An 11,169-nucleotide genomic window follows, 5' to 3' on the forward strand; every position below is an offset into this window, starting at 1 on the left:
CGAAGACATCATCACTGCAGTTGCCCGCGACAACGTGGCGATGGCCTGCGCACTGCGCGGCTACTACTGCGGTCGCGGTCGTCGCAAGGTCGAGCGCTTCGAGACCGCCAATCTGCTGCTCGCCAACTGCGGGCAGCGACCGGTTTCCAACCGGCATTACCTGAATCTGGTCGAGCTGGGCTTCCAGCGCGTGCGCGGCTGGATGGAAGGCATCGCCCAGGCCGCATGAGCGGTGGGCGCAACTTTTGCCCGTCTCCCGACCGGATGAACCCTCGCGCCCAGCCGGCAGCGAGACGGGCACCTCTCCCGGCCACCTCGGTACGTCGTGGCCAGCATCGAATCCTGGACTTTCCATGAAAGAAGAAATCTTCAGCGCAGTGGGCGCAGCGGCGGCCAAATCGGCTCCGCCGGTAACCGTTGCCGGTGCACTTGCCGCCGGCATAACCCTGGACCGCCTGGTGGTGGTCCTGACCATCATCTATCTCGCCGCGCAGATCGCTTACCTGTGCTGGCGCTGGCTGCGCGAGTGGCGGCGGAAGGGACGCGAATGAGCAGGCCGGCCACAGCGTTGCCGGTGCGCCGTCTGGTTGCTGCGCTGGTCCTCAGTGCCGCAGGTCTGATCGCCATTGTCGAGCATGAGGGCTATACCGACGCGGCGGTGGTGCCGACCCGCAATGATCGGCCTACCTATGGTTTTGGCTCGACCCGACGCGAGGATGGCACGCCGGTCCGGCTCGGAGACCGGACTACACCGGTCCGTGCGTTGCGTACCGTGGAAGCACACCTGGCGCGCGAGGAATCGCAGTTCCGCGCGTCGTTGCCGGGCGTCGCACTGACCCAGGGTGAGTACGACACCTATGTCGACTTCCTCTACCAGTATGGGATCGGCAACTGGAATGGATCGTCCATGCGCGGGCATCTCCTGCGAGGTGAATACCGCCAGGCATGCGATGCGCTGCTGCTGTGGAAGCGGGCAGGGGGCTACGACTGCTCGACCCGGGTCAACGGACAGCCCAATACGGTGTGTTGGGGCGTATGGCAACGGCAGCAACAGCGTCATGCCCGCTGCCTGGCGGAGTAGTGAGGGATGACACGCACATTGATCGCGATAGTGCTGCTGGTGCTGTGGTCGTCGGTGATGTTCGCGGCAGGCTGGGGCTGGCGCGGCGATCGCAGCGATGCCGCAAAGGCCGGGGTTGCGTCGCTGCAGCACGCCGAGGCAATGCAGGCCGAGCGCGCAGCACGCGAACGGCAGGCGGTACAGACCGGGGCGATGGCCTCGCTGGGAGTACGACATGAACAAGATCGCGAACGTGCGGCCGAAGTGGAAGCCGAGGTGGTCGCTGGCCTGCGTGCTGGCAGTCTCCGGTTGCGCAACGACCTCGCCGCCTGCCATACCGGTCGCTTGTCCGACGCCACCGCCAGCGCCCGCGAACGTGATGCGGGCGCCCAACTACGAGCAGAGGTTGCGGCAGCGCTTGTTCGAATCGGACGCGACGCCGACGACCAGCTCAGGAGCTGCCAGGCGGTAATCGCGTTGGACCGGCGTTGAAGGCGTGCGGGTCGCGGTGGGGTCAGAGACCTTCGGTGATCCATGACGAGCGCTCACCAGCGTATCATCGCAATCGGGGTCGAGATGAAGTCTGCCGCGCGATCAGCGTGGCGTTATGCTCAGCGTCTTTCCCAGGATGGGTCGCCCCATGCGTTTGATCGTGCTGTCGCTGTTGTTGTCCGCTGTCTCCGCTGCGCCGCTGATGGCCGCCGAGCCAGAGGCTCAGCCGGCACTCGCGTCGCCGTTGGTCATTGGCGAAACCTTCACCATCCAGTCCAAGGCGCTGGGCGAAACCCGCCGCATCAACGTGTACCGCCCAAAGCCGTGGGGCCTGGACCCGAAGACGCCGCTGCCGGTGCTGTACATGCCCGATGGTGGCATCGGCGAGGACCTCCTGCACGTGGCCGGGCTGGTGCAGGTGCTGACGGGCAATGGCAGCATGCGTCCGTTCCTGCTGGTCGGTATCGAAAACACCGAGCGCCGCCGCGACATGACCGGCCCCAGCAACGTGGCGGAGGATCGCAAAATCGCGCCACGAATTGGTGGCTCGGCGGCATATCGCGATTTCCTGCGCGATGAACTGATGCCGCAGGTGCGCCAGCGCTATGTGACCACCGACGAGCGCGCGCTGATCGGCGAATCGCTGGCCGGATTGTTTGTGGTCGAGACGCTGCTGCAGGAACCGACCTTGTTCAACAGCTACATCGCGCTGGATCCCAGCCTGTGGTGGAACCGCGGTGCGTTGCTGTCTGGCGCAGGCAAGCAGTTGTCGTCGGTTGCCAGCAGCGGTGCACGACTGTTCCTGGCCAGCAGTGGCCAGCCGGAATTGGCTGCGTCGAGCGCACGCTTGGCGACGGTGCTGCAGCAGGCATCACCGGCAACGCTGGTGAAGTACCAGCCGCTGCCGGAAGAGACCCACGCGACGATCTACCACCCGGCGGCGCTGCAGGCCCTGCGGACGCTGTTCCCGGCACCGCCGCCGGCGTTGCCCTGAAGCAGCTTGGCGTGCAGCAATGCGGCGTGTGAGGATGCGGTAGCGGCGCCACCTGCGTGCGTCGCCCGCAACAGGAGAGCGCGGATGCAGCGTGTGTGTGGATGGAGTGTGCTGGCCTGCCTGGCCCTGGCAGGTTGCGCGATGTCGGTGGCGCCGCCGACAACGCAGAATGAAGCCAAGGAAAGCGCGACAGCCCTGCCAGGCGTGGTGCTGCCTGATACCGAGTCACTGCGCGTGCACGACCCGATTGGGCGCGACTATGCTCTGTGGGTGGCGTTGCCTGCCGGCTACGCGGCGCATCCGCAGAAGCGCTATCCGGTGTTGTACGTGACCGACGCGCTGTACAGCTTTCCGCTGGTGCGCAGCGTGCGCAACCTGGTGGGGCAGCAGGGCGTCAACATCGAGGATTTCATCCTGGTCGGGTTGCCGCCGCAGGAAGGCCTGACGTCGAAGCAGAGCCGCTCGCGCGACTACACCCCCAGTGATCCTGTGCGCACCCCTGCCGGCTATTACAGCGAAGATGTCACCTATGGCGGCGCGGCCCACTACCGCGACTTCCTTGCTGACCACGCGCTGCCGATGATCGATGCGCGCTACCGTACCGATCCGGCCCGGCGCGTGTTTGCAGGCCATTCCTACGGCAGCCTGCTCGGCACGTATGTGCTGACCACCCGGCCCGACATGTTCGGCACCTACATCCTGTCCAGTCCGTCGCTGTGGTTCGACCAGGGCCTGCTGCCGCGCATGCAGGACGCCGCGGTAATGCCTTCACAGCCCATCCGCGTGCTGCTGTCGGTGGGCGGCTACGAGACGGTCAAGCCGGGCCCGCGCTATTCAACGGGCAACGACATGCTGCGGCAGACCGCCGACTTCGCCGGCCAGCTGCAGCGCAGCGGTCGCAAGCTGCAGGTCGAGAACATCGTGATTGATGGCGAAGACCATCTCACTGTGTATCCGCGCGTGATCACCCGCGCGCTGCTGCAGGTACTTCCGGGCGAAGGACCGTATACCGGCGGCTGACGGCCTGATCCATCCACGCATGGCGTGGATCTACTGGCAGTATTTTCCGTTCACGCAACGGTGCGCATCGCAGTAGATCCACGGCATGCGTGGATGGGGCCTCACGCTGCCTGTGCGTCCGCCCCGATCAATACGCCCACGTCGGCATGCCGGAAGCACAACCGGATCGCATCCAGCAGCTCGCTCATGTTGTAGGGCTTGGGCAGGAAGTGGATGCCGTCGTGCAGCTGCGGCAGCACGGCATGCTGGTCCATGCCCGAGGTCACCAGGATCGGCAACTGGGGATAAAGGGCGCGCACGCGGTTGGCGGCCTCGATACCGCTGACCCGGCCGAGATTGACGTCGGTGAACATCAGGTCGAAGCGCTCTCCCGCCGCCAGCAGGCCCAGCGCGGCTTCGGCGCTGCTGACCCCTGCCACATGGCAGGCCTGGCTCTCCAGCGCCATACGGCTCAATTCACGGGTTTCCTCGGCGTCTTCGATCAGCAGGACGCGTGGTTCAACGTGGCGCTTGGACAGCAGCATGACGCAACAACTCCGGACGGCAGGGCATGAAAGGCGCGCAAGTATGCGCAAGCGCCCAGTGAGCCCCGTGTGCAGGATTGGCTAAGTGAGCGTTACAGCGGGTTGTTGCGCTGACGGCGTACATGCCAGGCCAGTGCCGCAACGGCCAGCAGCGCTGTGCCGATGCGCAGGCTGGTGGCCTGCCAGCCCAGCGCGACGGCGTCATCGAGGCTGAACACATTCCAGGCCAGGTTCATCGACACGTGCAGCACCAGACCGCACCACAGGGCGTCGCCGTCGAGGTGGTCGAGCCAGGCGAAGATGAAGCCGCCGAAGGCGATCACTACACCGACGAACAGGGCGATGCCGCCGCCGTCGAGGCCACCAAAGCCCAGCCAATGCACCCAGCCGAACAGCAGGGCCTGCGGCAGCGCCAGCAGGGGCCACGGGCCGCGCACGATGCGCACCAGCAGGGCGAAGCCGAGGCCGCGGTAAAGCACTTCTTCGGCCAATGGGAACAGCACGCCCAGCATCGCGGCATCCAGTGCTGTCAGCGCCGTGTTCGGCGTACCGAGCAGCGCCAGCCCCAGCCAGCAGGGCAGGCTGGCCAGCAGCACAAGCGCCGGTCCGCGCAGACCGTTGCCGCGCAGTCCCAGGCTTTCGATCAGGCCCATGTCGCGCGGGCGCAGTACGGCTGCCAGCAGCACCGCCACGATCACTGCCAGCGCGTTGTCCAGCAGGCTCCCGCCATAGGGGATGGGCAGGGCCGGAATGGGAGCGCCGACGGCGGCTGACAGGTCACGTAGATTCAGGCCGATGCCAACGCCCAGCAGGACCAGCAGCAGGCGCAGTGCGCTGGGCAGCCGGGAAGCAACGCTCATGTGCAGGCTCCAGGCGCGGTGATGGCGCAGTGTGGGACGGGACCGGGTCGGCGGCACGCGCCGGAAGTCCCTGTGCCATCGGTCATGCGTTGCCGCACAGTCATCCGTACGCAGGTACAGTCGAGGCCAGACCGACAGGAGCAATGCGAATGCTGTGCCCCGTGTGCAAGACCCAGACCCTGCAGATGGCCGAGCGCCATGGCATCGAGATCGACTACTGCCCGAGCTGCCGTGGCGTATGGCTGGACCGTGGCGAACTCGACAAGATCATCGAGCGCGCCACTGACGGTGCAGGTGCCGCCATGCCGCCGCCAGGGCCCGCGCCTGTGCAACCGCAGGCCGCGCCGCCGCCGGTGATGCACCGCGATACCCGTCATCTCGGCCAGCGCCATGATGACAACCGTGGCCAGTACAGCCAGGGTTACAAGAAAAAGAAGAAGGAGAGCTTCCTCTCCGAGCTGTTCGATTTCTGACGCCGCTCAGGGCCGGCGCAGGATGAACTCGCGGTCGCGGCTGTCGCCGACGATGAAGTCGTACTCGCCGGCCTTGCTGCAGCCGTAACGCGCGTAGAAGCGCTGCGCGCCGAAGTTCTCTTCCCACACGCCCACCCACAGGGTGCGGTGTTGTGGCTGGTCCAGCCAGGCCATGAACGTATCCATCAGGCGCGCGCCGTAGCCACCATTCTGGTGGCTGGCCAGGATGTACAGGCGCTTGAGTTCGATGTCGCCATCGCGCGCGTCCGCATGCGGCAGGGTGTTGGCACCGGCGGCCAGATAGCCCACCACCGTTTCACCCTCCAGCAGCAGCCACACCGCGCTGCGCGGGTCGGACAGTTCGACCCGCTGCGGTGCGGTGCCGTAGTGATCCTGCAGGAAGGTGTGCAGGTCCTGCGGCGGATAGGAATCGCCCCAGGTTTCGGTATAGGTGGCGATGGCGATCGCCGACAGGGCGTCGACGTCGGCTAGGGTGGCGCGGCGGATATGCAACGACATGGTGCAGCCTGCAATGGAACGTGCGGCAGTGTAGCCGGCCCCGGTGGTTGCCGGGGCCGGCTGCTGCTCATGATCCGCTGCTCAGAACCACATGCGGATGCCGGCGACCCAGCGCGTATCGCGTGCATGGTCGCCCGCATAGTCGGCGGTATCGCCGAAGGCGCGTTCGTGGCTGATGCCGATGTACGGCGCGAAGCGGCGGTTGAACTCGTACCGCAGGCGCAGGCCGGCTTCGACCTTGTTGAGGCCGCGGCCGATGCCGTACTCGGGTTCATCCTTGCTGGCCAAGGTGGCTTCCAGCAGTGGCTGCAGGATCAACCGGTTGGTCAACAACACGTCGTATTCGATCTCGGCCTTGGCCATCAGCTGGCCACCGGAACCCATGTACAGCGTGGCCGAGCTTTCGAACTTGTACGGTGCCAGCCCTTGGATGCCGATCGCCGCCCAGGTGCGTGAATCGGCGGGGCGGAAGTCCTGGCGTACGCCGACCAGCACGTCCCACCACGGCGAAATGGCACGCCCGTAGAGTGCTTCCACGCCCGACGATTCCGTGCGGCCGTTGCTGCGTTCGCCATCGGTGCGCAGCCACAGTCGATTGATGTTGCCGCCGATCCAGCCGCTGGCCTCCCAGGCCTGGCCGTTGCCGTTCTTTCCATCCCAGTGTTCTAGGCGATCGATCAGCAGCAGACTGTTGATCTCCGGCGCGTGCTCCATCGCACCATGCGCGATGGGTGGGAACGCGGCCGCACGATCGGCATCGGTGGGGACCGGGATCGGTTCGCGCGGCGCGGTCGGCGCGGGTGTGCCGTGGCCCATTTTTGAATGGTCCATCGCGCCATGGTCCATCGTTGAATGGTCCATCGCGCCGTGATCCATCTTCGAGTGGTCCATCTTCGAATGATCCACGTCGGCAGCTGCCGCTGGCGTGGTATTTGCAGGAGGCGAGGGCGCTGTCATGTCATGACCGGCATGGGACTGCGCGAACGCAGGCAGCGCGGTCAATAGGCTGAGGGTCAACAGGCTCGGAGCAAGCAGGGAACGGCTCATTCTTCGATCCTCACTTCGCGCATCATGCCTGCTTCCATGTGGTATAGCAGATGGCAGTGGTAGGCCCAGCGGCCGAGTGCATCGGCGCGTACGCGATAGGTGCGGCGTGTGCCGGGTGGCATGTCGATGGTGTGCTTGCGCACCTGGAATTCACCCTGTGCATTCTCCAGATCGCTCCACACGCCATGCAGATGGATCGGGTGCTGCATCATGGTGTCGTTGACCAGCACGATGCGCATGCGCTCGCCGTAGTTCAGGCGCAGCGGCTCGGCACCGGCGAAGGGAATGCCATCGAATGACCAGGAGAACTTCTCCATGTGGCCGGTGAGGTGCAGCTCGATCTCGCGGCTCGGCTCGCGACCATCGGGGTCTTCGAACAGGCTGCGCATCGCACCATAGGTCAGCACCTGGCGGCCGTTGTCGCGCAGGCCGATGCCGGGGTCGTCCAGTTTCGGCTCGGTGGCCGAACTCTGCATGTCCACCAGCGGGTTGTTGCGCTCGCTGGCGGGATGCTTTGGCGCCTTGCTGGCGGCATCGCTGCCGTCGCCATGCGCACCGTGGCCCATGCTGGCACCACAGCCGCCTTCCATGCCCTTCATCGCCGCCATGTCGTGGCCGTCGTGGCCCCCGCCGCCCATGTCATGACCCATGTCGCTCATCGTCAGCAGCGGGCGCGGGTCGCGCGCGGGAATCGGTGCCTGCAGACCATGGCGCACGGCGAGAGTGCCGGCGGCATAGCCGGTGCGGCCCATGTCCTGGCAGAAGATGGTGAAGGCATCCTGGCCGCTGGGTTCGACCAGTACGTCGTAGGTTTCAGCCGGGGCGATGCGGAATTCGTCGATGCTGACCGGATGGATGTACTGGCCGTCGGCGGCGACCACGGTCATCTTCAGGCCGGGGATGCGTACGTCGAAGTAGGTCATCGACGCGCCATTGATGAAGCGTAGCAGCACCTTTTCGCCGCTGCGGAACAGGCCGGTCCAGTTGCCGGCCGGGGCGGTGCCGTTCATCAGGTAGGTGTAGGTGTGCGCGTTGATGTCGGAGATGTCGCTGGGCGTCATCCGCATCCGGCCCCACATGCCGCGGTCGGACAGCGCGGCCGACCAGCCATCGCGACGGGCGTCGCGCAGGAAGTCGGGCAGGGTGCGTTTGTAGTAGTTGTCGTGCTCGGCGAGCTTCTTCATGCGCCGGAACAGCGCGCCAGGGTCCATGTCGGTCCAGTCGGACAGCATGATCACGTGCTCGCGGTCATGCCGGTAGGGTGCGGGCTCTGCCGGGTCGATGATCAGCGCACCGTACAACCCTGCCTGTTCCTGGAACAACGAATGGCTGTGATACCAGTAGGTGCCGGACTGCTTGAGATCGAAGTGGTAGTGGTAGGTCTCGCCGGGGCCGATGCCGTTGAAGCTCAGGCCGGGTACGCCATCCATGTTGGCCGGCAGCAGGATGCCGTGCCAGTGGATGGAGGTGGGGTGCTGGCCGAGCGTGTTGCGCACGAACAGGTCAACGGTCTGGCCTTCGCGCCAGCGCAGGATCGGTGCCGGCAGCGAGCCGTTGACGGTGATCGCCGGGCGGGTGCGGCCGGTGAAGTTGGCCAGCGACTCGCCGATGGCCAGTTCGACGCGGGTATCGCTGATGACCGCCGGCGCGCCGGCCAGGCGTGGCGCGGCAGAGGCGGCGGCGAGCGCGCGCTGCGGGATGCCGGCTGCGGCGATGCCGGCAACCACGCCGCCAGCGGCGATGCCCTGCACGAAAAGACGACGCGATGGCATGGGCACAGCGCCCGGGCCGGGAGGAATACGGGTACTCATGGTGGTGACTCCAAACACGGAAAGACGCCAGCGCAGGGCCGGCTTCAGTGCGCAGCGCGCACGAGGCGTGTTGGATCAGCCGATGGGAGGGCGTGAGATCGGCGGCAGCGGCGGTGCCGGGCGGCCGTTGGCAGGCATCGGCTGCGGGGTCAAGGAAAGACCGGGGCCGGCCAGGAACGGCAGTGCCTGCACCGCCAGCAGCGGATGCTGGGCGCAGCTGCGCACGCAGTCCTTGATCTGGCAGTGCGCGTCATGGGCGGGGGCCTTGGCCTGCGGCGCCTCGTCGGCGGTCATGCCGGCGTGGTGGTGGCAGTCCGCATCGCCCTCATCGGTCATGGCCGAGGTCATCGCATGGGCCATGCGACCCATGTCCTCGTGTCCGCTGGCCATGGCCGCGTTCAGCCCGTTGAGCAACAGGCTGAGCATGAGCACGACACGGAGCAGGGTCGAGGCGAGGGACATGGTGTCAATTTAGCCGCAAGCGGGGCCGGATGCACTTCATGCTGAATGGTGTGTTCAAGGTTGGAGCTGCACCAATGTAGTGCCGAGCCCATGCTCGGCTGCTTCTGCGCGACCGGCAGCCGAGCGTGGGCTCGGCTCTACAGGGGCATCAGCGTACGGTTGGGGCGCTACCCTTCCTCGCGCACGATCTCCACCAGGCGCGGGCCATAGCGGCTGAGCTTGGTGCCGCCGATGCCACCGACCCGGGCCAGCTCGTCCAGCGAGGTCGGGCGCTGTTCGGCGATGTTGCGCAGGGTGCTGTCGTGGAAGATCACGAAGGCCGGCACGTTCTGCTCGCGCGCCAGCTCGGCGCGCAGGCCACGTAGGGCGTTGAACAGGGCCAAGTCCTGTGGCAGCACCGACAGGCCGGTGCGCTGCGCGCTGCGTTCGCGACCGGTGCTGGCACTGACCGCATCGCGGCGCATGCTGATCTGGCGGCGACCGGTCAGCACGTCGCGGCTGGCATCGGTCAGGCGCAGGCCGCCGTGGCCCTCGCTGACCACTTCCAGCAGGCTGGCAGCCACCAGCTGGCGGAACACGCTGCGCCAGGTGCGCGCATCCAGGTCGCGGCCGATGGCGTAGGTGCTCAGCTTGTCGTGGCCCTGCTGCTTGACCTTCTCGTTCTCGCTGCCACGCAGGACGTCGATCAGGTGGCCGACGCCGAAGCGCTGGCCACTGCGGTACACACAGCTCAAGGCCTTCTGCGCGGGGATGGTGGCATCCCAGGCCGCAGGCGGGGTCAGACAGTTGTCGCAGTTGCCGCAGGGCTTGGGATAGGTTTCACCGAAACCGGCCAGCAGCACCTGGCGGCGGCACTGCATGGATTCGCAGTAGCCCAGCAGGTGGTCAAGCTTGGACCGCTCCAGCTGCTTGCGCTCCTCGCTGGCCTCGGACTGCTCGATCATCTGCTTGAGCAGCACCACATCGCCCAGGCCGTAACAGAGCCAGGCCTCGGCAGCGTCGCCATCGCGGCCGGCGCGGCCGGTTTCCTGGTAGTAGCCTTCCATCGACTTGGGCAGATCGGTGTGGGCGACGAAGCGCACGTCCGGCTTGTCGATGCCCATGCCGAAGGCGATGGTCGCGCACATGACAATGCCGTCTTCGCGCAGGAACCGGCGCTGGTTGTTGGCACGCACTTCCGAGGGCAGGCCAGCGTGGTAGGGCAGGGCATTGAAACCCTGCGTGCACAGGAACTCGGCGGTTTCCTCCACCTTGCGCCGTGACATGCAGTAGACGATCCCGGCCTCGCTGCGATGGCTGCGCAGGAAGTCGCTCAGCTGCTTGCGGGCGTTGTCCTTCTGCACCACGGTGTAGCGGATGTTGGGGCGGTCGAAGGAGCTGACGAAATGACGTGCTTCGGCCAGGTCCAGGCGCTCGGCGATTTCACGCTGGGTCGGCGGGTCGGCGGTGGCAGTCAGGGCGATCCGCGGAATCTCCGGCCAGCGCTCGTGCAGGACGGTCAGCTGCCGATATTCGGGGCGGAAGTCGTGGCCCCATTGCGACACGCAGTGGGCTTCGTCGATGGCGAACAGCGCGATCCGGCTGCGCGACAGCAGCGACAGGAAGCGGCCGGTCAGCAGGCGCTCGGGGGCGACATAGAGCATGTCGAGCTCGCCGGCGAGCAGTTCGCGTTCGACCCGGGCGGCCGTTTCGGCGTCCAGGGTCGAGTTCAGGAATTCGGCGCGCACGCCGAGCTGGCGCAGGGCTTCGACCTGGTCCTGCATCAAGGCAATCAGCGGCGAGATGACGATGCCGACACCGTCGCGCAGCAGGGCGGGCACTTGGTAGCACAGCGACTTGCCGCCACCGGTGGGCATCAGCACCAGGGCATCGTGACCGGCAGCCACATGCTCCACGATGTCCTGCTG

At 66.4% G+C, this 11,169-nt stretch carries 13 protein-coding genes and 1 pseudogene; 7 read left to right on the top strand and 7 right to left on the bottom strand.

Annotated elements, in window-relative coordinates; all coding sequences use genetic code 11:
• The 6 genes and pseudogenes from DBR20_RS09355 to DBR20_RS09380 form a co-directional block, all read left to right on the top strand.
• A pseudogene (locus tag DBR20_RS09355) lies at positions 1 to 229 on the top strand (hypothetical protein); the annotation flags it as partial.
• A 124-nt stretch (positions 230 to 353) separates the two neighbouring features.
• Positions 354 to 551, top strand: coding sequence for a hypothetical protein (locus DBR20_RS09360; RefSeq protein ID WP_025874660.1), 198 nt, complete (start codon positions 354 to 356; stop codon positions 549 to 551).
• Positions 548 to 1,081 (top strand): lysozyme, encoded by a 534-nt coding sequence (locus tag DBR20_RS09365; protein ID WP_108265983.1) that lies wholly within the window; start codon positions 548 to 550, stop codon positions 1,079 to 1,081. The genes DBR20_RS09360 and DBR20_RS09365 overlap by 4 nt, the downstream gene beginning before the upstream one ends.
• Positions 1,082 to 1,087: 6 nt before the next feature.
• The gene (locus DBR20_RS09370; RefSeq protein WP_108265984.1) at positions 1,088 to 1,552 is read left to right on the top strand and encodes a lysis system i-spanin subunit Rz; all 465 of its coding nucleotides are present in this window, start codon (positions 1,088 to 1,090) and stop codon (positions 1,550 to 1,552) included.
• A gap of 148 nt (positions 1,553 to 1,700) precedes the next feature.
• Complete coding sequence (locus DBR20_RS09375) at positions 1,701 to 2,546, top strand: alpha/beta hydrolase-fold protein (protein WP_108265985.1); 846 nt, start codon at positions 1,701 to 1,703, stop codon at positions 2,544 to 2,546.
• Between the two features lie 84 nt (positions 2,547 to 2,630).
• Positions 2,631 to 3,566 (top strand): alpha/beta hydrolase-fold protein, encoded by a 936-nt coding sequence (locus tag DBR20_RS09380; protein ID WP_108265986.1) that lies wholly within the window; start codon positions 2,631 to 2,633, stop codon positions 3,564 to 3,566.
• A gap of 101 nt (positions 3,567 to 3,667) precedes the next feature.
• Here the strand turns inward: DBR20_RS09380 and DBR20_RS09385 are convergent, their stop codons facing one another.
• On the bottom strand, positions 3,668 to 4,090 hold the full coding sequence (locus DBR20_RS09385; RefSeq protein ID WP_108265987.1) for a response regulator: 423 nt from the start codon (positions 4,088 to 4,090) through the stop codon (positions 3,668 to 3,670).
• Positions 4,091 to 4,182: 92 nt separating this feature from the next.
• Positions 4,183 to 4,950: a CPBP family glutamic-type intramembrane protease gene (locus DBR20_RS09390; RefSeq protein ID WP_108265988.1), complete on the bottom strand. Its 768-nt coding sequence runs from the start codon at positions 4,948 to 4,950 to the stop codon at positions 4,183 to 4,185.
• Positions 4,951 to 5,099: 149 nt separating this feature from the next.
• Between DBR20_RS09390 and DBR20_RS09395 the strand changes: the two genes are divergently transcribed.
• Entirely contained in the window at positions 5,100 to 5,423 is a 324-nt protein-coding gene (locus tag DBR20_RS09395; RefSeq protein WP_025874650.1) for a zf-TFIIB domain-containing protein, read from the top strand.
• Positions 5,424 to 5,429: 6 nt separating this feature from the next.
• Here DBR20_RS09395 and DBR20_RS09400 read toward each other — a convergent pair whose 3' ends face one another.
• From DBR20_RS09400 to recQ, 5 genes are all read right to left on the bottom strand, one after another.
• Positions 5,430 to 5,942 (bottom strand): GNAT family N-acetyltransferase, encoded by a 513-nt coding sequence (locus tag DBR20_RS09400; protein ID WP_108265989.1) that lies wholly within the window; start codon positions 5,940 to 5,942, stop codon positions 5,430 to 5,432.
• An 81-nt stretch (positions 5,943 to 6,023) separates the two neighbouring features.
• A complete protein-coding gene (locus DBR20_RS09405; RefSeq protein WP_108265990.1) occupies positions 6,024 to 6,989 on the bottom strand; it encodes a copper resistance protein B in 966 nt (321 codons plus the stop codon).
• Positions 6,986 to 8,800, bottom strand: a complete 1,815-nt coding sequence (locus tag DBR20_RS09410) for a copper resistance system multicopper oxidase (protein ID WP_108265991.1) — start codon at positions 8,798 to 8,800, stop codon at positions 6,986 to 6,988. The genes DBR20_RS09405 and DBR20_RS09410 overlap by 4 nt, the downstream gene beginning before the upstream one ends.
• 75 nt (positions 8,801 to 8,875) lie before the next feature.
• The gene (locus tag DBR20_RS09415) at positions 8,876 to 9,262 is read right to left on the bottom strand and encodes a CopL family metal-binding regulatory protein (RefSeq protein WP_108265992.1); all 387 of its coding nucleotides are present in this window, start codon (positions 9,260 to 9,262) and stop codon (positions 8,876 to 8,878) included.
• Positions 9,263 to 9,429: 167 nt separating this feature from the next.
• The coding region (gene recQ, locus DBR20_RS09420; protein WP_258223271.1) for a DNA helicase RecQ at positions 9,430 to 11,169 on the bottom strand (1,740 nt) is incomplete at its 5' end.

The organism is Stenotrophomonas sp. HMWF023 (assembly GCF_003060985.1).
Taxonomy (GTDB): Bacteria; Pseudomonadota; Gammaproteobacteria; order Xanthomonadales; family Xanthomonadaceae; genus Stenotrophomonas; species Stenotrophomonas lactitubi.